This is a genomic window from Streptomyces sp. NPDC006332, assembly GCF_040612855.1.
Classification (GTDB): Bacteria; Actinomycetota; Actinomycetes; order Streptomycetales; family Streptomycetaceae; genus Streptomyces.
The window spans coordinates 12,066-34,303 of the sequence record NZ_JBEXRA010000075.1 but is presented as its reverse complement, the minus strand read 5'-3'; the positions used below and the strand labels follow the sequence as shown (position 1 = coordinate 34,303).

The 22,238-nt window shown below is 71.5% G+C and carries 17 protein-coding genes; 10 read left to right on the top strand and 7 right to left on the bottom strand.

Going from position 1 to position 22,238, the window contains the following annotated elements; genetic code table 11:
* Nucleotides 1-160: 160 nt before the first annotated feature.
* Nucleotides 161-1,285 carry a right-handed parallel beta-helix repeat-containing protein gene (locus tag ABZ027_RS39350; protein ID WP_356777195.1) on the bottom strand — a complete coding sequence of 375 codons (1,125 nt, stop codon included), beginning with the start codon at nucleotides 1,283-1,285 and terminating at the stop codon, nucleotides 161-163.
* A 194-nt stretch (nucleotides 1,286-1,479) separates the two neighbouring features.
* On the bottom strand, nucleotides 1,480-2,052 hold the full coding sequence (locus tag ABZ027_RS39345; RefSeq protein ID WP_356777193.1) for a dihydrofolate reductase family protein: 573 nt from the start codon (nucleotides 2,050-2,052) through the stop codon (nucleotides 1,480-1,482).
* 209 nt (nucleotides 2,053-2,261) lie between these two features.
* Between ABZ027_RS39345 and ABZ027_RS39340 the strand changes: the two genes are divergently transcribed.
* The 8 genes from ABZ027_RS39340 to ABZ027_RS39305 all read left to right on the top strand — a co-directional run bounded on the left by ABZ027_RS39340 (nucleotide 2,262) and on the right by ABZ027_RS39305 (nucleotide 14,471).
* A complete protein-coding gene (locus ABZ027_RS39340) occupies nucleotides 2,262-2,927 on the top strand; it encodes a sigma-70 family RNA polymerase sigma factor (protein ID WP_356777191.1) in 666 nt (221 codons plus the stop codon).
* Entirely contained in the window at nucleotides 2,924-4,177 is a 1,254-nt protein-coding gene (locus tag ABZ027_RS39335; protein ID WP_356777189.1) for a CU044_5270 family protein, read from the top strand. The genes ABZ027_RS39340 and ABZ027_RS39335 overlap by 4 nt, the downstream gene beginning before the upstream one ends.
* Nucleotides 4,178-4,433: 256 nt before the next feature.
* The gene (locus ABZ027_RS39330; RefSeq protein ID WP_356777187.1) at nucleotides 4,434-7,301 is read left to right on the top strand and encodes an ABC transporter substrate-binding protein; all 2,868 of its coding nucleotides are present in this window, start codon (nucleotides 4,434-4,436) and stop codon (nucleotides 7,299-7,301) included.
* 213 nt (nucleotides 7,302-7,514) lie between these two features.
* Nucleotides 7,515-8,840 (top strand): NAD(P)/FAD-dependent oxidoreductase, encoded by a 1,326-nt coding sequence (locus tag ABZ027_RS39325; protein WP_356777185.1) that lies wholly within the window; start codon nucleotides 7,515-7,517, stop codon nucleotides 8,838-8,840.
* 209 nt (nucleotides 8,841-9,049) lie between these two features.
* Entirely contained in the window at nucleotides 9,050-10,582 is a 1,533-nt protein-coding gene (locus ABZ027_RS39320; RefSeq protein WP_356777183.1) for a flavin monoamine oxidase family protein, read from the top strand.
* A gap of 187 nt (nucleotides 10,583-10,769) precedes the next feature.
* Complete coding sequence (locus ABZ027_RS39315) at nucleotides 10,770-12,995, top strand: acetate--CoA ligase family protein (RefSeq protein WP_356777181.1); 2,226 nt, start codon at nucleotides 10,770-10,772, stop codon at nucleotides 12,993-12,995.
* Nucleotides 12,992-13,795: an enoyl-CoA hydratase-related protein gene (locus ABZ027_RS39310; RefSeq protein ID WP_356777179.1), complete on the top strand. Its 804-nt coding sequence runs from the start codon at nucleotides 12,992-12,994 to the stop codon at nucleotides 13,793-13,795. The genes ABZ027_RS39315 and ABZ027_RS39310 overlap by 4 nt, the downstream gene beginning before the upstream one ends.
* A 67-nt stretch (nucleotides 13,796-13,862) precedes the next feature.
* The gene (locus ABZ027_RS39305; protein ID WP_356777197.1) at nucleotides 13,863-14,471 is read left to right on the top strand and encodes a flavin reductase family protein; all 609 of its coding nucleotides are present in this window, start codon (nucleotides 13,863-13,865) and stop codon (nucleotides 14,469-14,471) included.
* Nucleotides 14,472-14,503: 32 nt separating this feature from the next.
* On the opposite strand, the gene ABZ027_RS39300 is transcribed toward ABZ027_RS39305, so the two are convergent.
* Nucleotides 14,504-15,832, bottom strand: coding sequence for an MFS transporter (locus tag ABZ027_RS39300; RefSeq protein ID WP_356777177.1), 1,329 nt, complete (start codon nucleotides 15,830-15,832; stop codon nucleotides 14,504-14,506).
* A gap of 71 nt (nucleotides 15,833-15,903) precedes the next feature.
* Between ABZ027_RS39300 and ABZ027_RS39295 the strand changes: the two genes are divergently transcribed.
* Entirely contained in the window at nucleotides 15,904-16,971 is a 1,068-nt protein-coding gene (locus ABZ027_RS39295; RefSeq protein WP_356777175.1) for a helix-turn-helix domain-containing protein, read from the top strand.
* 49 nt (nucleotides 16,972-17,020) lie between these two features.
* Here ABZ027_RS39295 and ABZ027_RS39290 read toward each other — a convergent pair whose 3' ends face one another.
* Genes ABZ027_RS39290 through ABZ027_RS39280 form a run of 3 tightly spaced genes read right to left on the bottom strand, consistent with a single transcriptional unit; the run spans nucleotide 17,021 to nucleotide 20,195 of the window.
* A complete protein-coding gene (locus ABZ027_RS39290; RefSeq protein ID WP_356777173.1) occupies nucleotides 17,021-18,070 on the bottom strand; it encodes a Zn-dependent alcohol dehydrogenase in 1,050 nt (349 codons plus the stop codon).
* Nucleotides 18,070-19,233, bottom strand: coding sequence for an acyl-CoA dehydrogenase family protein (locus ABZ027_RS39285; RefSeq protein ID WP_356777171.1), 1,164 nt, complete (start codon nucleotides 19,231-19,233; stop codon nucleotides 18,070-18,072). Before ABZ027_RS39285 ends, ABZ027_RS39290 begins: the two co-directional genes overlap by 1 nt.
* Before the next feature lie 50 nt (nucleotides 19,234-19,283).
* Nucleotides 19,284-20,195 carry an SDR family NAD(P)-dependent oxidoreductase gene (locus ABZ027_RS39280; RefSeq protein WP_356777169.1) on the bottom strand — a complete coding sequence of 304 codons (912 nt, stop codon included), beginning with the start codon at nucleotides 20,193-20,195 and terminating at the stop codon, nucleotides 19,284-19,286.
* Between the two features lie 82 nt (nucleotides 20,196-20,277).
* On the opposite strand from ABZ027_RS39280, the gene ABZ027_RS39275 reads away from it, so the two are divergent.
* Nucleotides 20,278-21,213: a cyclase family protein gene (locus tag ABZ027_RS39275; RefSeq protein WP_356777167.1), complete on the top strand. Its 936-nt coding sequence runs from the start codon at nucleotides 20,278-20,280 to the stop codon at nucleotides 21,211-21,213.
* Between the two features lie 439 nt (nucleotides 21,214-21,652).
* Here ABZ027_RS39275 and ABZ027_RS39270 read toward each other — a convergent pair whose 3' ends face one another.
* Nucleotides 21,653-22,129, bottom strand: a complete 477-nt coding sequence (locus ABZ027_RS39270) for an ATP-binding protein (protein WP_356777165.1) — start codon at nucleotides 22,127-22,129, stop codon at nucleotides 21,653-21,655.
* Nucleotides 22,130-22,238: the final 109 nt, after the last annotated feature.

The window sequence follows — 22,238 nt, the reverse complement described above, 5'->3', positions numbered from 1 at the left end:
GCCGCAGACGCGGGGTCTGGCACGCACATCTGCCGCGTTGTCGTCGGTTGCCGACGCTCCGCGTCGACGCCCTCCTCCGCCTTGCAGCTGCACGCACCAGACCCCGCTCACCGGCATCGACCAGCGTCAGTTTCCTGCGACCTGATCCAAACGACAGGCCCTAGTCGGTGCAGCCGGGGAGGGTCACCTCGGGTCGGCAGTTGTTGGGCGTGTTGGTCGTCACGGGGCTGCTCACCAGGGCGACCATGCCGGAGTACTCGTAGATGCCGCCCGCCTCGACCGCGCTGTTGCCCGTCACGGACGTGCCGGTGAGAGTCGCCGTGCCGGCGTAGTTGGACAGCCCACCGCCCCAGGAGTCGGCCCTGTTGCCGTCGATACGGGAGGAGTTGACGTCGAGGGTGCCGCTGTTGGCGATCCCGCCGGCGTCGGCGGCGCTGTTGCCGCGCACGGAGCTGCCGCTCATGGTCACCTTGCCGAAGTTGCTGACGCCACCTCCGAAGGCGCCGCCGGAGTTGTCACGGATCTGACTGTTCTCCACGGCCAGGGTGGCGTTGGCCAGGTTGATGATGCCGCCTCCTTGGGAGCTGGCGCTGTTGTCCCGCACATCGCTCGACCGGAGGGTCAGTTTGCTGATCTCGTTGCCGATGCCGCCGCCGAACACGGCTTCGTTGCCCGACACGGTGCTGGAGACGATGGTGGTGGTGTCGCCGTAGGCGTAGATGCCGCCGCCGGCTCGGGCGTGGTTGTCGCTGACGATGCTGCCGGTGATGGTGGCGGTGCCGTTGTTGCGGATGGCGCCGCCGCCCGTCGCGGCCGTGTTGTTGGTGAGGATGCTGGACTTGACGGTCAGGACGCGGTGGTCGTTGACGTAGACGGCACCGCCCTCGCCGCCGCCGGCCAGATTGCCGTTGCGCAGGGTGACGCCGTTGAGGGTGAGGTCGCCCTTGGTGCCGCCGACCTCGGCGATGCGGAATTCGGGGGTGCCTGGCGCGCTGGAGCGTTCGATGACGGAGTTGTCGCCCTTGATCGTGATGCGCTCGCGGATCACCGGCAGCCCGTTCGCTCCCCTGACCTGGCCGGGAATGCTCCCGTGGAGGGTGTAGACGCAGTTCGCGGCCAGGTGGATGGTGCCCCCGCCCGCGGCGTTGGCCGCTTTGACGGCGGACACGAGGACCGCCGCGTCACAGGCGATCGGGGCGGCGTAGGCCGGGGCGGAGAGAGCGGACAGCCCGAGGGCGAGCGTTACGGCGCCGAGCGCCCCGCCCGTCTTGGATGTGAAGCGCACCGAGACTCCTTACGTCGTGGGGGAGCCCGGCGGTCACCACCGAGATCCGGTATGGCGATTCCCCCGGGAGAACCGGATGTCTCACGATTTCCACTACTCGGAGTAAGGAAAGCAGGCAGATGGTGGCGTGTCGGCCGCCGCGTCCGGGAACGCGACGGCGGGACGCGACGGCGGGGACGTGCGCCCGCGCCTTGTCAGCGGACGACGTCGAAGACGTTCTTCTGCAGTCCGTTGGCGTACGCCTCGTGCTCGACGAGCTTCAGCTTCTGGGTGTCCTTGTCGGTGGCGCTGAAGAGTCGCTTGCCCGCACCGAGCAGGAGAGGGAAGACGAGCAGGTGGTATCTGTCGATCAGGCCTGCGTCCGACAGGGCGTGGTTCAGCATGGCGCTGCCGTGGACGATGATCGGGCCGCCCTCGGTCTCCTTCAGCGCGGCGACGTCGTCGAGTGAGCGCAGGATCGTGGTCTCGCCCCAGTTCGACACGAGGTCGTCCTCGGTGAGGGTGGTGGAGACGACGTACTTCGGCATCACCTTGTAGTCGGCGAAGTCCTCCATGTCGGGCCACACCGGGCTGAACGCCTGGTAGCTCACCCGGCCCAGGAGCATCGCGGTGGCCTCCGTCTGCTCCCGGCCCTTGATCTCGAACGCCTCGGGGAGGAACTCGACGTCCTTGAAGGTCCATCCGGAGTTCCGGTATCCGGGCTCGCCGCCCGGGGCCTCCATCACGCCGTCGAGCGAGATGAAGGCGGTGCTGATCAGGGTGCGCATCTCAGTTCCTCGGTGTCTCGTGTCCGGTTGCCAGCAGCTCCGGTCGGTGCGCGCTTCGGCCGCACTCTCGGCTGCGGCGATCCAACCATGACGTACGACTGCGGAACACGGACGAACTCATCGGTCGATCACCGACTTCCGCTGCCCCTGTAAGAAGTGGGCCGCTGCGCGCATTGCTTGGTGAGAGAGCCGATATGAGGGGACGGCGCATGACACATGCCCAACGGTTCCGGGAGATCTACGAGGAGTGCTATCCGCGTGTCCTCGCCTACGCCACCAGCCTGGTGGGACGGCAGGTAGGGGAGGACATCACCAGCGAGACGTTCACCGTGGCCTGGCGACGGGTGCGGGACATTTCACAACCCGCGCTGCCCTGGCTCCTGGGAGTGGCTCGCAACCTGGTGCGCGAGCTGCGCCGCCGGGACAGCCACCAGTACGCCCTCGCGGCCTCGGAGGCGCAGCGCATCAGCAGCGGCGCCCGGACCGACGTCGGGGACGTCGCGGCGGACGTGACCGATCGGGACGCCGCGCTGCAGGCCCTGGCGAGTCTGTCCGAGGCCGACCGGGAACTGCTGACGCTCATCGCCTGGCACGGGCTGAGCGCCAAGCAGGCCGCCCGGGTCCTGGGCTGCACCACCGCGACACTGACCGTCCGGCTGCACCGGGCCCGCCGCCGTCTGGAGAAGGCCCTGGAGCCGACGTACCCGGCGGACCCGGCAGACCCGGCACCCGTACAGAAGCCGACACCGGCGCGGAAGCCGATACCCGCGCAGAGGCCGAGACCGGCGCGGACGGCGGACTTCGCACCCCCACTCGCACGGACGCCGCGCCGCACTGATCGCAGCACACCTGACCACAAAGGAGCACTCGCATGAAGAACACCCACGGACGGTCCCGGCGGCCCGACGTCATGAAGGTGCTCGCGGGCGCCCGGCCCGACGAACTGGACCCGTCCAGGCTGGCGGACTCCCCGCGGCAGCGTGCGGACCTGGCCCGCATCCTGGCCGGAGCGACGGACACCCGCGCGGCGCGCTCCCGGGTGCCGGGGCGCCTCCGGAGCGGGATCCGGCCGTTCGGGACCATGGCGGCCCTCGCGGCCGTCGCGGCGTCCGCGGTGGTCGTGAGCACGCTCGACGGGGATCCCCTGGGTGTGCGCCCGGGCGCCGACCCGCGGTCCTCCTCCGCTGCTGCGGGGCCGGGTGCGGCGACGTCGGACGGCCAGGGTGACCTCCGCGTCGACGGCCGTCTCGAACTGCTCAGTGCGGCGAAGAAGGCCGAGACCTCGACCGCCGAAGGAACGTACTGGCAGACCACCACGCGCTCGGAGGACGTGAACGTCGTCGGCGCGGCCGGAGGCAAGGGGCAGCTCTTCGCCGTGCGGGACACGGGGACCTCGAAGTGGTCGGTGGGTGTGCGCCCGGAAACCCGGAGCCTGATGGTCCTCGGTCTGGACGCCGTGACCGCCCCCCGCACCCAGCAGGACGAGGCACGCTGGCGGGCCGCCGGCTCACCCGCGACGGTGGAGGCCGAGGTCAGGGGGAACGAGGAGGGCGGCACCCTCGGGTACACGATGGGACCCCGACGGCCGACGGTCGTGCGCACGGACGCCGACGACAAGATCTACGCCCTCGGCCCGCAGAACGTCACCTACCAGGACCTGCGTGAACTTCCCTCCGACAGCGGCGAGTTGCGCCGGGAGCTGGAGCGCCGGTACGGGCAGGACAGCGGTGCCGAGACCAAGGACCGCACGGCCTACGTGCTGCGCCTCGCGGCCGACCTCATCACAATGCCGGTGAAGCCCGCTGTCCGGGCGGCCGCCTACCGGGTGATGGCGGAACAGCCCGGCGTCCGAGGGCTGGGGCACGTCACCGATCCGCTGGGCCGCGAGGGCGTCGGTGTCGCGTTCCCCGGCACGCAGGCGACACCGCTGGGGAGCGTGGAGCAGCGGCTGGTCGTGGACCCGTCCACCGGCGAGATGCTCTGCGAGCAGCTCGTGCTGGTCGAACCGTCGGCCAGGGCCCGGCAGGCGGGCCTCGACGCGGGCACGACGGTGAACTACACGGCGACCACCCGGATGAGCTGGGGCGAGAGCCAGATCAAGGTGCCGGAGAACGCCAAGCACTGAGCGCGTGCGATCCGACTGGACACCCAGAAATCCACAGACGCGGACACAGACGCAGGAGCTCCGCTGACGTGCCCTGAGTCCGTCCCGTTGTCGTTTCGTCGCTCCCGGGTTCGTTTAGTGCACGGAGGTACGAGGGAAAGCACTTCTGTCCCACAGGAAGTCAATTGAGCTTGCCGGTGGGCGAAGTGAACGGGGGACGGACGTGCGCAACGGGGATCGTGACAGACTGCCGACCTGCTCGGCGGATCATCCCGGGATGTCGACCGAGGGCGGGATCGAGGTTCAGCGGCAGCTGGAGACGCTCATCGGTGACTTCCGGACCAGTGAGCCACCGATGCCTGTCGTGGTCCTGCACTCCGCGGAGGCAGCCGAGGACAGCCAGGTCACCGGGCTCGTCGGCGAACTGCACAACGGGCAGAACACGCACGGGACCCGCTGCGCGGTCGCGCCGACGGCACAGGAGGGCCCCACGGAGGTCCTCCGGGCCGCGCACCTCGTACGGGATCTCGGCGACCCCAGGCAATGGGGCGGCCGGCACTCGATCTACCGGCGGTACGCCTTCCCCCGGGTTCGGCTCGTGCACGCCATCGAGGACGCGGTCGGTGCTCTGGGGGCCGACTGGCCCGGCCCTGCCGCCGGGTCCGCGCCGCCGGAGACCGGGCACGATCCCGCGCAGGCCCTGCTGAACCAGCTGGCCAAACAGCGGTGGCGTCCCTCGGGGACCGCCCGCTGGCACTCCGGGCTGCCCATGTTCGACATGGCGCACATCCTCCCGGCCAGCCTGGTGACGGTCCTTGCCGCGCTCCTCGCCCGCAGCGACTGGTACATGGCCGTGGCGTCCGGCGTCGGCTTCCTGCTGCTGCTGGCGGTACTCAACTACGTACTGCCCGGGCGCGCGCCGATCTTCCTGTGGCTGCGCCGGGAGAGCCGCTGGTTCATGACCACGACCTTCCTCAGGGCGGCCGCCCAGGACCGCCCCACCGAGGTGTCCCTGTTACGACCGGTCCGCTCCTGGAAGGCGATCGCCGCGCGTGCGTACGACGTGGCGGAGGCGCTGAAGGCGGGCCACGAGTTCCAGCTCCAGCTCTACGTACTGGCCCTGTTCGAGGACCTGCGGGACAACCACCGTCGCCGGAGCTGGGACCTGCGCGGATTCAAACGCCTGCGGCCGCCCATGCTGTTCGTTCCGCAGGCCGGCACGGACAACGGCGGCCTTGAGCTGATCAAGGCCGTCAGCGACGTACGCAGCCGCCGTAGCGAACTGGACCCGCTGCTGCTGGTCGCGGCGGTACGCGCCGACGACGTACGCCGGCTGGAACGCAGCGTCGTCCAAGGGGTGCACGCCGGCGGTCCCGACCAGGGGTTCCAGGCCCGGTTGCGGGGCTGGTACGACGAGTGGGCGCGGAATCTACGCGCGGAGCAGTCGCCGAGCCGCGAACGAGCGGTCCTGCCCTGGGTGTTGAAGATCCCGCTCCCTCAGGACGAACTGAGACCGCTCCCGGACCGCCAGCGGCACTGCGTGAAGGCCGCCACCCGGCCCACCGTCGCCCGCGTGGTGTGGGCCCTGCACACGCTCGCCCTGGTGCTGGTCCTGACCGTCGCGACCGCCGCCTGGCGCACCGGGAGACTCTCCGACGAGTACTGCTCGGCGTCCCTGCTGACCGCGAATCGCGACACTGAGCGCAGACCCGCGCCGGACGGCGGCACCGAGTGCATCGGGATCGCGACGGGTGACGTGCGCTTCTCCGACTGGCTGCCGCACGACGCCGGGGACCCCGGCGCCAAGGCGCTGTCCGACGGGCGCGGGTCGCCCTGGTCCGTCGGCGAGCTGGAAGGGCGTATCGCCGACCAGAACGACGAGGTCCTCGCCAAGCACGCGGACCGCTATGTCACCGTGGTGTACGCGGGCCCGCTCAGCGCCGACCCCGACGGTGGGTCCTCGCCGGTGAAGGGGCTCGAGGAACTGGCGGGCGTGTACCTGGCGCAGGCCGTGATCAACGACACCTTCACGGTGAAGCTGCGCGTCCTGGTCGCCAACGGGGGTGTGGATCTGCACCACCAGGCCGACATGGCCGACGCCGTGGCCGCCTACGCGGCGAAGGACCCGACGGTGGTGGGGGTCGTCGGCACCGGACGGGACCTGAAGTCCAGTACGGAGACGACGCGCAAGCTCAGGAACGCCGGGCTGCCCGTCGTGTCCGGGACGAACTCCGCGACCTACTTGCCGCGCGACTTCTCCAACTGGTTCAGCCTGGCCGCCACGGACGAATGGCAGTCCGCCCAACTCGGCCTTATCGCACAGCAGTTGCGCACGCCCGGCAGAACGCAGTACGCCCTCGTGCTGGCCCGCGACACCAAGAAGACCGACGACCGCTACACCACCGAACAGGCGCGCTACGGCGGTGCGATGCTCGCCGACCACGGCTTCACGCCCCTGCCCGAGCGCCGCTACACCCTCAACGGCGGCAAGCCCGAGTTCCGTCTGCACACCGAGGAGATCTGCCGCGGCGACCGCGTTCCGTCCGTGATCTACTTCGCGGGCCGGGTCGAGGACGTCGATCCCCTGATGACCCAGCTCGGCACGGAACCCGGCTGCGCGCGCAAGAAGATGTCCGTCATCACGGGCGACGACCTCTCCAAGGCCGACTTCTCCCAGGGCGAGGACGCGGTGGCCCCGAACGTGACGCTGTATCACGCCGCGCTCGCCGAGCTGCGGGAGGCGGCCTCCGGGACGAGGTTCTACGAGGACGCCCGGAAGTACCTCCCGGGACTCGGCGGGCAGCCCGTCAGCTACGACACGCCCGCCTTCGCCAGCGGCCAGACAGCCCTGTCCCACGACGCCACGCGTGCGCTGTACTGGGCGGCCTCCCGCGACGGCGTCCCGCAGAGCCGCGCTGCGACCTGGGTGAACCTCAGAACGGTCAAGCTTCAGGGCATGGCCACGGGCACGATCGACTTCACCGACGCCCCGCTCTACGGCGGCAGGAAGGGCCACAGCATCGTCCTGGAGGAGGTCTGGCGCACCAAGGACGGGGCCTCGAAGTCGCGTGTCGTGTGCAGGAGGGTGGCCGGCGACGCGCGTCCGCTGACGGAGAAGGAGTGCGCCATCGGGCACCACGGCTGAGCCCCGCCCCCACGGCGATGCCGGGCGCACCTGTAGTCGTTCTTCCGCGTCCGGTCCGCCTCCGACATTCTCATGGAGGGACCCCAACCCCCACACAACCAGCCGCCCTACGCCACGAGCCCCACCCACTCCTCCTACAGCCGTGATGAATCCGCAACCAATTCCGGTCTTGACCGAGACCCATCAATCGCGCCCAGGATTACGCTCGCGCTCATGGCCGACTCCCCAGCCTCCGCGAGCCCCACGGAGCCGACGCACGACGCGCCGACCTCAGCGACAAACCCGGTGACGGACCCCGCGACGACCGACGCGACGACCGACGCGGGCGACGCCAAGACCGCCGCGACGACCGACGCGACCGCCCCCGCACCACCCCACCCGGAGCAACGCCCCGTCTACGTCATCGGCGGCGGCCCCGGCGGCCTCGCCACCGCGTACGCCCTGCGCGCCCGGGGCATCCGTGCCGTCGTACTGGAGAGGTCCGACCGGGTCGGGGATTCCTGGCGGCGCCACTACGACCGGCTGCACCTGCACACCACCCGGCGGCTGTCGGCCCTGCCCGGGCTGCCGATGCCGCGCCGGTTCGGGCGCTGGGTCGCCCGGGACGACGTGGTGCGGTATCTGGAGAAGTACGCCGAGGTCCACGAGTTGGAGATCGTCACCGGGGTCGAGGTCTCCCGGGTGGAGCGCTCGCCCGACGGCACCGGCTGGCTGCTGCACGCCACCGGCGGACGTGAGCTGACCGGCGCGGCGGTGGTCGTCGCGACCGGCTACAACCACACGCCCCGGGTTCCTGACTGGCCGGGCCGCGACACCTACACGGGCACGTTCCTGCACGCCGGCGACTACCGTGACCCGAAGCGCTTCACCGGACGTGACGTCCTGGTCGTCGGCGTCGGCAACACCGGTGCCGAGATCGCCGTCGACCTGGTGGAGGGCGGTGCCTCACGGGTGCGGCTGTCCGTGCGCACCGTCCCGCACATCGTGCGCCGTTCGACGGCCGGCTGGGCCGCGCAGTACAGCGGGATCGCGGTGCGCCGGCTGCCGGTCGGGCTCGTCGACCGGCTCAGCGCGGTGCTGGCCAAGGTGAGCGTCCCCGACCTGACGGCGCACGGGTTGCCCCGTCCCGACACCGGCCTCTACAGCCGGGCCAGGGCGGGCGCGATCCCCGTACAGGACGTCGGTCTGATCGACGCGGTGCGCAAGGGCCGGGTCGAGATCGTGGCCGCCGTAGAGGGCTTCGAGGACGGCGAGGCGGTGCTCGCCGACGGCACCCGGGTGCGCCCGGACGCCGTGATCGCGGCCACCGGCTACGACCGCGCCCTGGAGGAACTCGTCGGTCACCTCGACGTCCTCGGCGCCGACGGCAACCCGGTCGTCAACGGCGCCCGATCCCCGAAGAACGCGTCCGGCCTGTACTTCACCGGGTTCGTCACCCCGATCAGCGGCACGTTCCGCGAGCTGGCCATCGACGCCGAGAAGATCGCGAAGAGCATCGCCGGGGACACCGTCCACCAGGCCTCCCGGCTGCCCGCCTGAGACGCGTCCGACGGCTCACCGACTGCGCATCCGGCGTAGACACCCCCAACTCTCCTACGTACAACTCCTGTTACTTCCGGGTCGGATGTGACCGGAGAGCTGTACGCCGCCACCGCACGGGGCCAGAATGTGAGCACTGTTCATCTTTCGAGCACTGTTCATCTTTCCGGCTCCACCCCCACCTCTCGCTACGACGGAGGACGACGCACGTGGCACGCGAAAGACAGCACTCACCCCAGCCCCAGCACTCCCCGCGCACCCAACTCTCCCCGCTCTCCCGGCGCTCCCTGCTCGGCGGCGCCGCAGCGGCGGCGGGCGCCGCGGCCCTCACCGCCACCGCCGCTAGCACGGCCGCCGCGGCCACCCGCAGCGTGGACGTCGCCGTCGTCGGCGGCGGCCTCGCCGGGCTCACCGCGGCCCGGGACCTGGTCGCCGCCGGCAAGACCGTGCTCGTCCTGGAGGCCCGCGACCGGGTCGGCGGCCGGGTGGTGAACCTGCCGCTGGGCAACGGCCAGGTCACCGAGGGCGGCGGCGAGTTCATCGGTCCCACCCAGGACCGCATCAAGGCGCTCGCCGACTCCCTGGGAGTGGCCACCTTCCCCACCTACAACACCGGCAAGAACCTGCTCAACAAGGACGGCAAGAAGACCGCCTACGCCACCGACGGACTGCTCGGCTCGGTCCCGCCGATCGACGCGGCCGGCCTCGCCAACGCGGCGATCGTGCAGGCCTCGCTCGACGACATGGCCAAGCAGATCCCGGTGAACGCGCCCTGGACCGCCGCGAAGGCCGAGGAGTGGGACCGGCAGACCTTCGAGAGCTGGCTGCGCGCCAACGCCGTCATCCCGTCCGCCAAGTTCCTCCTGGACGTGGCCTGTACGTCGATCTTCTCGGCCGAACCCCGGGAACTCTCCCTTTTATTCGTCCTCTTCTACATCGCCGCCGCCGGCAACGAGTCGACCACCGGCACCCTGGAGCGCCTCACCGAGACCGCGGGCGGCGCCCAGGAGCTGCGCTTCGTCGGCGGATCCCAGCTGGTGCCGATCAAACTCGCCGCCACGCTCGGCGACCGGGTGGTGCTCAACGCCCCGGTGCGCACGATCGCCCGGTCCGGCGGCGGCTACGTGGTGTCGGCCGACGGCATCACCGTCAACGCCAAGAAGGTCGTCGTCGCCCTGCCGCCGCCCCTCGCCGCCCGCATCTCGTACACCCCCCTCCTCCCCGCCGCCCGGGACCAGCTCACCCAGCGCCTGCCGATGGCCTCGGTGGGCAAGGCGATCGCGATCTACGACACCCCCTTCTGGCGGGCCGACGGACTCAACGGCCAGGTCGTCAGCGACACCGGCGTGGTCAGCTCCACCTTCGACAACTCCCCGCCCGACGCCTCGTACGGCGCTTTGATGGGCTTCATCGAGGCCGACGAGGCCCGGAAGCTGGACGCGGCGAGCGAGGCGGAGGTCCGGGCGGCCGTACTGAAGGACTACGTGACGTACTTCGGCGAGAAAGCGGCCTCCCCCACCTCCTTCGTCCTGCAACGCTGGAACAACGAGGCCTACACCCGCGGCGGCCCCGTCTCCATCGCCGGGCCGGGCGTCCTGACCCAGTACGGCCCCGCCCTGCGCGCGCCCGTCGGCGGGATCCACTGGGCCGGGACGGAGACGTCCACCTACTGGATGGGCTTCATGGACGGTGCGGTGCGGTCGGGCGAGCGGGTGGCGAAGGAGGTGGTGGCCGCGCTGTAGGCGTCGTAGACGCGTCGTGGGGAGTCCTTCGCCGGTCCGCCGGCATCCCGCACCGAGAAGCCCCCGCCGGGGAGACCTCGCGGGAAAGCCGGTCATCCTTTGCGTGCAGGCCCATTCCTGACATCCCATCAGGTCTGTAATCTGACAGTGCGTCAGTTACTTGCCAGTCACTCAGGAGCGGGGACCGATGCTTGGATCAACCCACGGCACCTTCACCACCGACTCCCGCCGGGCCCGGGTCGTCGCTTGCGGCGAGCGCCCCGGGCCCGCCGTGCACGGGCGGCCCGCCGAGGTGGACGACCTCGACGTCAGCGGCCGGCCGTTGTACGCCGCCGTCCCCGATCTGGACCGCTTCTTCCGACCGGAGTCCGTCGCCGTGATCGGCGCCTCGGACACCGAGGGCCGGCCGAACACCGGGGTCACCCGGCAACTGCTCGCCTGGTCCGAGCGGGTCGGGGCCCGACTGCATCCGGTGCATCCCACCCGTCCGTCCGTCTTCGGCATCCCCTGCTGCCCCTCCATCGCCGACCTGCCCGAGCAGGTCGATCTCGCCGTGCTGCTGGTCTCCGACCCCCTTCCCGTGATCGAGGAACTGGCGGAGACCAAGGTGAGGTTCGCGGTCGTCTTCGCGTCCGGGTTCGCGGAGACGGGCGAGGCGGGAGCGGCCGCCCAGGCCCGGCTGACCGCTGCCGTGGAACGGTCCGGGATGCGGCTGCTCGGCCCCAACACCAACCTGAACGCCTTCGAGGAGTTCCGGGACGACCTGGACGGACCGGCCATCGCCCTGATCACCCAGTCCGGCCACCAGGGCCGCCCCGTCTTCGCCCTCCAGGAACTCGGCGTCCGCCTCTCCCACTGGGCGCCCACCGGCAACGAGGCCGACCTGGAGACCGCGGACTTCCTCTCCTACTTCGCCGAGCGGCCCGAGGTGGGCGCCATCGCCTGCTACGTCGAGGGGCTCAAGGACGGCCGTTCCTTCCTGCTCGCCGCCGACCGGGCCGCCCGGCGCGGGGTGCCCGTGGTCGCGGTCAAGGTGGGCCGCACCGAGACCGGCGCCCGCACGGCCGCCTCCCACACCGGCAAACTGACCGGCGCCGACGCGGTGGTGGACGCGGCGATGCGGCAGTACGGGGTGATCCGGGTCGACGGTCTGGACGAACTCCAGGACACGGCGGCCCTGTTGGCCCGCGCCAGACCGCCGGCCGCCGACGGGGTGGTCGTCTACTCGATCTCGGGCGGCACCGGCGCCCACTTCGCCGACCTGGCCACCGAGGCGGGCCTGAGACTGCCGGAGCTGTCGGCGGCCAAACAGGCCGAGCTGCACCAGTGGATACCCGAGTACCTGAGCGTGGCCAACCCGGTCGACAACGGCGGCCACCCGGTCGGCGACTGGCGCGGCCGGAAGATCATCGACGCGATCCTCGACGACCCACAGGTGGGCGTCCTGATCTGCCCGGTCACCGGGCCCTTCCCGCCCCTCAGCGACCGACTCGTCCAGGATCTGGTGGACGCGGCCGAGCGGACGGACAAGCTGGTGTGCGTGGTGTGGGGCTCCCCGGTCGGCACCGAGCCGGCGTACCGGGAGGTCCTGCTCGGCTCCTCCCGGGTGGCCACCTTCCGCACGGTCGCCAACTGCATCACGGCCGTCCGCGCCCATCTCGACCACCACCGGTTCGCCACCAACTACCGCTCCCCCTTCGACACCGCGGCCCGCACCGTGTCGCCCTCCTTCCGCAAGGCGCGCGCCCTGATGCGGCCGGGCCAGCAGCTGAGCGAACACGCCGCGAAGCAACTGCTGCGGGCCTACGGCATCCGGGTGCCGCGCGAGCAGCTGGTGACCAGCGCGGCGGCGGCCGTGCGCGCGGCGGGGCTGGTGGGCTACCCGGTGGTGATGAAGGCGTCCGGCGCGCGGATCGCCCACAAGACCGAGCTCGGGCTGGTGAAGATCGGGCTGACCTCGGCCAGCCAGGTCCGGGACGCCTACCGGGAGTTGACGGACATCGCGCGCTACGAGGACGTGCCGCTGGACGGTGTCCTGGTGTGCCAGATGGTCGAGCGGGGCGTCGAGATGGTCGTCGGTGTCACGCACGACGAGCTGTTCGGTCCGACGGTGACCGTGGGGCTCGGCGGGGTGCTGGTGGAGGTGCTGCGGGACACCGCCGTCCGGGTACCGCCGTTCGGCGAGGAGCAGGCCCGGGACATGTGCGCCGAACTGCGCGGGCGGGCCCTGCTGGACGGGGTCCGGGGGCGCCCGCCGGCGGATCTCGACGCGTTGGTCGAGGTCGTGCTGCGGGTGGAGCGCATGGCCCTGGAACTCGGGGACGACCTCGCGGAGCTCGACATCAATCCGCTGATGGTGCTGCCCCGGGGGCAGGGAGCGGTGGCGCTGGACGCACTGGCGGTGTGCCGGTGACGGGGGACACTCAGGAGACGGGGCTGCGGCATGAAGCCAAGGACCAGGTCTCGTACATCACCCTCGACCGGCCCGAAGCCCTCAACGCCCTGACACCGCGGCTGCGGGACCACGTGATCGGACTGCTGTCGGACGCCTCGGCCGATCCGGACGTACGGGCCGTGGTGATCACCGGCACGGGCCGCGGGTTCTGCGCGGGCGCGGACCTCCGTAACGCGTCTCCCGCCGGGGAACCGGTCGCCGGTGATGTCGCCCGCACGATCCGGCTCGGCGCGCAGCGTCTGATCGCGGCCGTCCTGGACTGCGAGAAGCCGGTGATCGCGGCGGTGAACGGCACGGCGGCGGGCCTCGGCGCGCATCTCGCGTTCGCCTGCGACCTCGTACTCGCCGCCGAGTCGGCGCGGTTCATCGAGGTGTTCGTACGACGGGGCCTCGTCCCCGACGGCGGCGGCGCGTACCTCCTGCCCCGCGTCCTCGGCCCGCACCGCGCCAAGGAGCTGATGTTCTTCGGCGACGCGCTCCCGGCGCCGGACGCGGAACGTCTGGGCCTGGTCAACCGGGTCGTACCGGACGCGGAGTTGGACCGGACGGCCCGCGACTGGGCGGCACGTCTCGCCACCGGCCCGACCCGCGCCCTCGCCCTCACCAAGCAGCTGGTCAACGCCTCCCTCGACACCGACCGCGCCGCCGCCTTCGCCGCCGAGGCCGCCGCGCAGGAGATCAACATGACGACGGCGGACGCGCGGGAAGGCGTGCGGGGCTTCGTGGAACGCAGGAGCCCGGAGTACCGGGGGCATTAGACCTGCCCCGAAACTTCCTATCTGACGTACCGTCAACTTCAATGAGGGACATGATGGGACAAACATGATGGGACAAGCAGGGATGGCCGAAGCCGCCGTCCGCTACCTCAGGTCGGCCGCCGCCGCGCCGCTCGCGCGCCCCGTGGAGGCCCTGCCGCGACCGGAGTTGCGGTGCGTCGGGCAGAACGAACGAGCGCCCGTCGACCCGACCGAGTTCCGTCGCGTACTGGGCACCTTCGCGACCGGCGTGACCGTCGTCACCGCACCCGCGACCGAGCCCGGCGGCTCCCCCGCCGGTTTCGCCTGCCAATCCTTCTCCTCCCTCTCCCTCGACCCGCCCCTGATCGCCTTCATGGTCGGCCGCACCTCGACGACCTGGCCGCGCATCGCCCGCGCCGGGGTCTTCTGCGTGAACGTCCTGAGCGCCGGACAGGGTGAGCTGTGCCGCGCCTTCGCGGTGCGCGGCGCCGACAAGTTCGCGGGCGTCGACCACACCCCGGCCCCCGCCTCCGGCTCCCCCCGCCTCACCGGCACGCTCGCCTGGATCGACTGCACGATCCACGCCGTGCACACCGGGGGCGATCACCTCATCGTCGTGGGCCGGGTCGACGCGCTGGGCACGGGCGACGACGAGGACGCGAGGCCCCTCCTGTTCCACAAGGGGCGTTTCCTCTAGGGCCGGCGGACGACGGGACTCTCGCAACAGCCCTACGCGGTGCCCGCGAGGTCCCGCACCGGCACCGCCGTGGCCGTCGGACTGCGCCGGATCACCAGCGCCATCAGCGTCGCCACCGCGCACAGCGCGCCCGCCGCGTACCAGACCATGTCGTACTCGCCGAAGACGTCCCGCGCGACACCGCCGAGGAAGGCCACCAGCGCGGCGCCGACCTGGTGGGAGGCCAGTACCCAGCCGAAGACGATCGCGCTGTCCTCGCCGTAGTGCTCCCGGCACAGCGCCACGGTGGGCGGGACGGTGGCGACCCAGTCGAGGCCGTAGAAGACGATGAAGAACAGCATCGGCGGATGAACCCGGGACGACACCAGCAGCATCGGCAGGAACAGCAGGGAGATGCCGCGCAGCGCGTAGTACACCGCCAGCAGCCGGCGCGCGTCGTAGCGGTCGGTGAACCAGCCCGAGGCGATCGTGCCGACGACGTCGAACACGCCGATGACCGCGAGCAGTGAGGCCGCTGTCGTGGCGGGCATGTGCGCGTCGTGGGCGGCGGGCACGAAGTGGGTCTGGATCAGGCCGTTGGTGGAGGCGCCGCAGATCGCGAAGGTGCCGGCCAGCAACCAGAACGGGCCGGTCCGGGCGGCCTCGAAGAGCACGGTGACCGCGCGCCGGGCGGCGCCCGGGACCGGCGCGGGCTTCGGTACGAACTCCTCGGCACCGTACGGCTTCTGGCCCACGTCGGCCGGGTGGTCGCGCAGCAGCAGCCAGACGAAGGGGACCACCGCGAGGGCGGCCAGGGCCACCGTCACGGCCGCCGGGCGCCAGTCGTGGGTCTCCACCATCCAGGACAGCACCGGCAGGAAGATCAGCTGGCCGGAGGCCGAGGCGGCGGTGAGGATGCCGGTGACCAGTCCGCGCCGCTCGGTGAACCAGCGGTTGGTGACCGTCGCGGCGAAGGCCAGCGCCATCGAACCGGAGCCCAGGCCGACCAACAGGCCCCAGCACAGCATCAGTTGCCAGGCCGCCGTCATCCACACCGTCAGGCCCGAGCCGAGCGCGATCACGGTCAGCGCGACCGCGACCACCCGCCGGATGCCGAAGCGGTCCATGAGCGCGGCGGCGAAGGGGGCGGTCAGCCCGTACAGCGCGAGGTTGACCGAGACCGCGGCGCCGATGGTGCCCCGCGACCAGCCGTACTCCGCGTGCAGCGGATCGATGAGCAGGCCGGGGAGCGAACGGAAGGCGGCGGCGCCGATGATCGTCACGAAGGTGACGGCGGCGACGAACCACGCGCGATGGATGCGGGGCTTTCTGACCGGCGGGATGGTCTCTGCGGCTGCTGCGGCCTCGGATGTGTGGGTCACGGGATAGAGCTTCCATTCCTGAGCGGCCGCAAACGAGTGGCCCGAGGGACAGCATTCGTTAGGATCGGGCCATGCCTACCAGTCGTGAGCCGGAGTTCCGCCGCCACCGCGTCGTCGTCCTCGCCCTCGACGGCCTGCTCCCCTTCGAACTGGGCATCCCGCACCGCATCTTCGGCTCCCCCAGGGACACCGAGCGCCGGCCGCTGTACGAGATCGTCACCTGCTCGGTCCGTCCGCCGGGCCCGGTGCAGACCGACGCCGACTTCGCCGTCCAGGTCGCGCACGGACCGGAGGCCCTCGCCACCGCCGACACGGTCGTCATCCCGGCGTCGTACGAACTCGGCCCGGTGTTCGACGAGGGCGTACTGACCGACGAACTGGCCGCCGCCCTCGACCACATCCGGCCCGGCACCCGGCTCGCGGCCATCTGCACCGGCGGATACGTCCTGGCCGCCGCCGGTCACCTGGACGGCCGCCGGGCCGCCACGCACTGGTCCCACGCGGAGCACTTCCAGCGGTTGTTCCCGCGGATCGAGGTAGACGCGGACGTCCTGTTCGTCGACGACGGCGACGTCCTGACGTCGGCGGGCGTGGCGGCCGGGCTCGACCTGTGCCTGCACATGGTGCGCCGCGATCACGGCACGGCGGTCGCCAACGACGTGGCCCGCCGTACGGTCGTACCGCCGCACCGCGACGGCGGGCAGGCGCAGTACATCCAGCGGCCCGTGCCCGACCCGCAGCTGGCGTCCACGAGGACCGCCCGCGCCTGGGCGCTGGGCCGCCTGCACGAGCCGGTCCAGCTGCGGGACATGGCCGAGCAGGAGGCCATGTCGGTACGCACCTTCACCCGCCGTTTCCGCGAGGAGGTCGGCGTCAGCCCCGGCCAGTGGCTCACCCAGCAGCGGGTGGAGCGGGCCCGGCACCTGCTGGAGGCCACCGATCTGTCCGTGGACCTGGTGGCCCGCGACTCCGGCTTCGGCACGGCCCAGTCGATGCGGCAGCACCTTCAGGCGGCTCTCGGGGTCACACCGACCGCTTACCGCCGCACCTTCCGGTCCGGCGTGGACAGAGCCTGCGGTGCCACGGCCGAGGTCGAGGTCGACGGATCCGCCGGGGACGTGAGCGGCGCCCCGCGCTGAACGGCTCCGGTACCGCGCCTTCACCCCCGCCCTGAAGGACCCCTCGCGTTCAGAACGTCAGCACCCCGCGGGCCACCCGCCCCGCCTCCGCGTCCGCCACCGCCTTCTCGAAGTCCTCGACCGGATACGTCCTGGTCACCAGTTCGTCGAGGAGCAGCCGGCCCTCCCGGTACAGCTCGGCGTACAGGGCGATGTCCCGCTGCGGACGGGACGATCCGTAGCGGCAGCCCAGGATCGACTTGTCCAGGAACAGCGACGAGACGAGGAAGGACGCCTGAGTCGTGGCCGGCGGGACGCCGAGCAGGACCGCCTGCCCGTGCCGGTCCAGCGAGTCGATCGCCGCCCGGATCAACTCGGGCCGGCCCACGCACTCGAAGGCGTGGTCGGCGCCCGTCGGCAGCACCCCCCGCACCTCGTCCGTCGAGGTCAGGAAGTGTGTCGCGCCGAACCGCCGGGCCATCTCCTCCTTCGCCGGGTTGGCGTCCACGGCGACGATCCGCAGCGCGCCCGCGACCCGCGCTCCTTGCAGAACGTTCAGCCCGACCCCGCCCGTGCCGATCACCAGCACACTGTCCCCGCGGTCCACCTTCGCCCGGTTGAGCACGGCGCCGACGCCGGTCAGCACCCCGCACCCGATGAGCGCGGCGGACGGCATCGGGATGTCCTCGGGGATTCGGACCGCCTGCACGGCCTTCACCACGGTCCGTTCCGCGAAGGCGGAGTTGGCGGCGAACTGGAACACCGGCTGCCCGTTCCGCGCGAACGGCTGCCCCGGCCGCCCGATCGCCTGCCGGCACATCGTCGGCCGTCCCCGGTCGCACTCCGCGCAGGTACCGCAGTTGGCGAGCGTGGACAGGGCCACGTGATCGCCGGGGCGCACATGGGTGACCCCGGCACCCACCGCCGCCACCACGCCCGCCCCCTCATGGCCGAGCACCACAGGATGGGGGAACGGTATGGTCCCGTCCACCACGGACAGGTCGCTGTGACACAGCCCCGCCGCCGAGACGGCCACCTGCACCTCACCCGGCCCCGGATCCCGTACGACGAGATCGTCCACGACCTCGACCCGCTTCCCGTCGAACACCACGCCTCGCATCAGACAGCCCCCTGTCGGCCCCTGGGTTCCCGCGGCAGGCCGAGCACCCGCTCGGCGATGATCGTGCGCTGGATCTGGTCCGAGCCGCCGTAGATCGTGTCGGCCCGGGAGAACAGGAACAGGTGCTGCGACGCGTCCAGTTCGTACGGCGCCGCGGCCGACCACTCCACCGGGCCCACGGCGGCCGCCGCGCCCCGCACCCGCATCGCCAGCTCCCCCAGCCGCTGGTGCCAGCCGGCCCACAGCAGCTTGGCCACGCTCGACGCTCCCGCGTCGGCCGAACCGCCCAGCGTGCGCAGGGCGTTCCAGCGCATCACGCGCAACTCGGCCCACTGGCGCACCAGTCGCTCCCGTATGACGGGGTCGTGCACCGCGCCGGTGGCCACCGCCGTCCGGACGACCCGGCCCAACTCCTGGGCGAAGCCGACCTGCTGGGCGAGTGTCGAAACCCCGCGTTCGAAGCCGAGCAGTCCCATCGCGACCCGCCAGCCGTCGCCCTCCGCGCCGACGACATGCTCCGCCCGCGCGCGTGCCCCGTCGAAGTACACCTCGTTGAACTCGCTCGTGCCGGTCAGCTGCCGGATCGGCCGGACCTCGATGCGACCCGGCTGGTCCATGGGCACGAGCAGGAACGTCAGCCCGTGGTGGCGCCGGGAGCCGGGCTCGGTACGGGCGAGCACGAAGCACCAGTCGGCCTCATGGGCGAGCGAGGTCCAGATCTTCTGGCCGGTGATCCGGTAGTGGGTCCCGTCCGGTTCGCGGACGGCCGCGGTGCGCACACCGGCCAGGTCCGAACCGGCGCCGGGTTCGCTGTAGCCCTGGCACCAGAGTTCGTCGCCCGCGGCGATCGGGGGCAGGAAGCGGGCCTTCTGTTCCTCGGTGCCGTGCGCGAGGAGGGTGGGGGCGAGGAGGTTCTCGCCGATGTGTCCGGAGCGAGGGGGCGCGGGCGAGCGGGCGTACTCCTCGGCCCAGGCGACCTGTTGGGTGAGGGTGGCGGTGCGGTTGCCGTAGCCCTCCTGGGACCAGCCGAGCCCTATCCAGCCGGCTTTGCCGAGGACGCGTTCCCAGGTACGGCGGTCCTGCGTGCCGTCGGCGTGGGCTGCGAGCCATGCCCTCGCCTCGGCGCGGAAGGCATCGTCCTGCGAGCTGAATGCGAAGTCCATGGGTACGCCTTCCTGGGAGGTTGCCGGAGCCGGTGGACAGGGGGGTACGGCTAGGCGTTCGGTCGGCTGCCCTCCCGTGCCGCCCGCTCCATGCCCGCCACCCGTTCCAGCAGCGGCATCGGGTCCACGCCCACCGTCCCCGGCAGGAAGTCCGCGATCCGCTCCGGCGTCCAGGAGCCGTCCGCGTACGCCGCCCGCAGCTCTCTCGGCTGGGCCCAGACCGCGATCTTGGGTCCGGCGATCGTGTACACCTGGCCGGTGATCCCCTGCTCCCGCGCCTTCTCCGAGAGCAGGTAGACCACCATCGCGGCGACGTCCTCGGGTTCGCCGATCTCCGTGAGTTCCATGGGGACGTTCGCCGACATCCGGGTACGGGCCACCGGGGCCACCGCGTTGGCGGTCACCCCGTACTTGTGCAGCCCCAGGGCCGCGCTGCGGACCAGCGAGATGATCCCGCCCTTCGCCGCGCTGTAGTTGGCCTGTGACACCGAGCCCTGGTGGTTCCCGCTGGTGAAGCCGATGAGGGTGCCCGACTTCTGTCGCCGCATCACCGCCGACGCCGCCCGGAACAGGGTGAACGTGCCCTTGAGGTGGGTCGCCACGACGGGATCCCACTCCTCCTCGGCCATGTTGAACAGCATCCGCTCGCGCAGGATTCCGGCGACACACACGACCCCGTCGAGCCGTCCGTACGAGGCCAACGCCACATCGACCACCCGCTGTCCGCCGGCCATCGTGGAGATGTCGTCGGCCACGGCGACCGCCTCGCCGCCCGCCGCCTCGATCTCCTTGACCACCGACTGGGCGACCTCGCTCGTCGGCGAGCCGCCGTCCATGGCGACGCCGTAGTCGTTGACGACGACCCGCGCGCCCTCCGCCGCCGCGGCCAGCGCCACCGCCCGGCCGATCCCCCGTCCTGCACCGGTCACGGCGACCACTTTGCCTGCCAAGAAGTTCCCCATGCCGGCCCCTTCCCGCGGTTTCTGACGGTCCGTTAGATTTTTCCCCGGCAGGCCGACCGGAGACAAGCCCCGGGGAGGACGGATGTCACAGCCCGCGCTCCATCCCGCGTTCCACGACATCGCCAAGCGCGTGAACAACTGGGGCCGTTGGGGGCCGGACGACGAGATCGGCACCCTCAACCTGATCACCGACGAGGTGGTGCGCCGAGCGGCGGCGGAGGTCCGCACGGGCCACCGCGTCCCGCTCGCGCTCCCCCTGCGTCACGACGGCGTACAGACCGGACTGATCCCCGGCCGGGTCAACCCCCTTCACGCCATGGTGCAGATCAACCAGGAGATCTTCGGTCCGGGAACGGTGGCGTGCAGCGACGACGCGGTGACCATGGGACTCCAGGCGGCCACCCACTGGGACGCGCTCACCCACGTCTCGCACTCGGGCCGGCTCTACAACGGCCGCCCGGCCGACACCATCACCGCGCACGGCGGGGCCGAGTTCAGCGGGATCGACAAGGCACGGCACATCGTCTCGCGCGGGGTACTGCTCGACGTGGCCCGGGCGCACGGCAGGGACCGCCTGGACGGTGCGCACGCCGTCACCCCCGAGGACCTCGACGCCGCCGAGGAACTCGCCGGTACGCGGGTGCGTGCGGGTGACATCGTGCTGGTACGGACCGGGCAGGTGCAGGTGTACCTGACGGGCGGCCGGGAGGCGTACGGCTATCCGTCTCCGGGCCTGTCGATCCGTACGCCCGAGTGGTTCCACGCACGCGATGTCGCCGCGGTCGCGAACGACACCCTCACCTTCGAGGTGTTCCCGCCCGAGATCGAGGATCTGTGGCTGCCCGTCCACGCGCTCGACCTGGTGGAGATGGGGATGCTGCAGGGCCAGAACTGGAACCTGGAAGAGTTGTCCACAGTCTGTGGACAAGAGGGCCGGTACGCGTTCCTGCTCTCGGCGATGCCCGAACCCTTCGTCGGCGCCACGGGGACCCCGGTGGCGCCCGTCGCGATCCTGTGACGACCGCCGACCCGCCCGACCGTCGGGTGGCGGTGCGCGACACCCGCCCCGAGCACGGCATCGCGCACCGCCATCCGCCTCCGGCGTACCCGCCCCGGTTCTCCCGGCCCTGAGGGAACCGACGCCGAATCGCGACCCACACTCGTCGAGGGCCCCCGTCACCGGAGCCCTCGGCGTCCCCTCGCGGCGAATCGCTGACCACAAGCGTGATCAAACGGACACGTGGCGTCAACACCCGTTCGGGGATTTATTACGTATGTACTGTTTGCCGTGGGCGCGCACGGAAGCACATCCCGGCGCACGGATGCAGCGCCGATCAAGGACGACAGCGCATTCTGCGTCCGTGCACCGCACATTCCACGACCGCGCACCGCCGGACGCCCCGCGGCCGCGCACCACCGCACGTCCCGCGGCCGCGCACCTCGCACGTCCGCGCGTCTCACACCGCCTCGTACGCCAGCCCCTCGTACGCCGACGTGTCGCCGGCGCAGGTCGTCGCGGCGGACCGGGACTTCGCGTACCGGTCGAGCTCGCACCAGATGCGCTTGCCCGCCCCCTCGGGGAGCCAGCCCCAGCGGTCGGCGAGCCCGTCCACGAGGGCGAGGCCCCGGCCGCCGGTCTCGTCACCGTCCGCACAGCGTGGCGCCGGGGCGCGGTCGCTGCGGTCGTCCACCTCAAGGCGGACCGTGGCACGCTCGGCCGCCGCGAGCGGCAGCGAGAGTCGCAGCACCGCCGGGCAGCCGGTGTGCACCACGGCGTTGGTGACCAGCTCGGACACGAGCAGGATCAGGGTCTCGGCGAGCGACTCGTCGGCCGCTATCCCGGACCCGGCCAGGCGGGAGCGGGCCCAGCTGCGGGCCCGCGCCACCTCCGCGGGGTCGGGCCGGATCTCCAGCTGCACTTGAAGCACCTGCACCGCTCACACCATCCGAACCGGCGGACACAACGCCGCGCGCCTCACGAGGGCCACGATCGTAGCCATTTTTTGCATGACCAGAACAACGGCAGGAGTCAGGGTCACCGAA

Excerpts from the sequence above, each read along its gene's own strand:
- ABZ027_RS39345 (WP_356777193.1), bottom strand. The coding sequence starts at position 2,052 with ATGCGCACCCTGATCAGCACCGCCTTCATCTCGCTCGACGGCGTGATG.
- ABZ027_RS39340 (WP_356777191.1), top strand. The coding sequence starts at position 2,262 with ATGACACATGCCCAACGGTTCCGGGAGATCTACGAGGAGTGCTATCCG.
- ABZ027_RS39335 (WP_356777189.1), top strand. The coding sequence starts at position 2,924 with ATGAAGAACACCCACGGACGGTCCCGGCGGCCCGACGTCATGAAGGTG.
- ABZ027_RS39330 (WP_356777187.1), top strand. The coding sequence starts at position 4,434 with ATGTCGACCGAGGGCGGGATCGAGGTTCAGCGGCAGCTGGAGACGCTC.
- ABZ027_RS39325 (WP_356777185.1), top strand. The coding sequence starts at position 7,515 with ATGGCCGACTCCCCAGCCTCCGCGAGCCCCACGGAGCCGACGCACGAC.
- ABZ027_RS39315 (WP_356777181.1), top strand. The coding sequence starts at position 10,770 with ATGCTTGGATCAACCCACGGCACCTTCACCACCGACTCCCGCCGGGCC.
- ABZ027_RS39305 (WP_356777197.1), top strand. The coding sequence starts at position 13,863 with ATGGGACAAGCAGGGATGGCCGAAGCCGCCGTCCGCTACCTCAGGTCG.
- ABZ027_RS39295 (WP_356777175.1), top strand. The coding sequence starts at position 15,904 with ATGCCTACCAGTCGTGAGCCGGAGTTCCGCCGCCACCGCGTCGTCGTC.
- ABZ027_RS39290 (WP_356777173.1), bottom strand. The coding sequence starts at position 18,070 with ATGCGAGGCGTGGTGTTCGACGGGAAGCGGGTCGAGGTCGTGGACGAT.
- ABZ027_RS39285 (WP_356777171.1), bottom strand. The coding sequence starts at position 19,233 with ATGGACTTCGCATTCAGCTCGCAGGACGATGCCTTCCGCGCCGAGGCG.
- ABZ027_RS39280 (WP_356777169.1), bottom strand. The coding sequence starts at position 20,195 with ATGGGGAACTTCTTGGCAGGCAAAGTGGTCGCCGTGACCGGTGCAGGA.
- ABZ027_RS39275 (WP_356777167.1), top strand. The coding sequence starts at position 20,278 with ATGTCACAGCCCGCGCTCCATCCCGCGTTCCACGACATCGCCAAGCGC.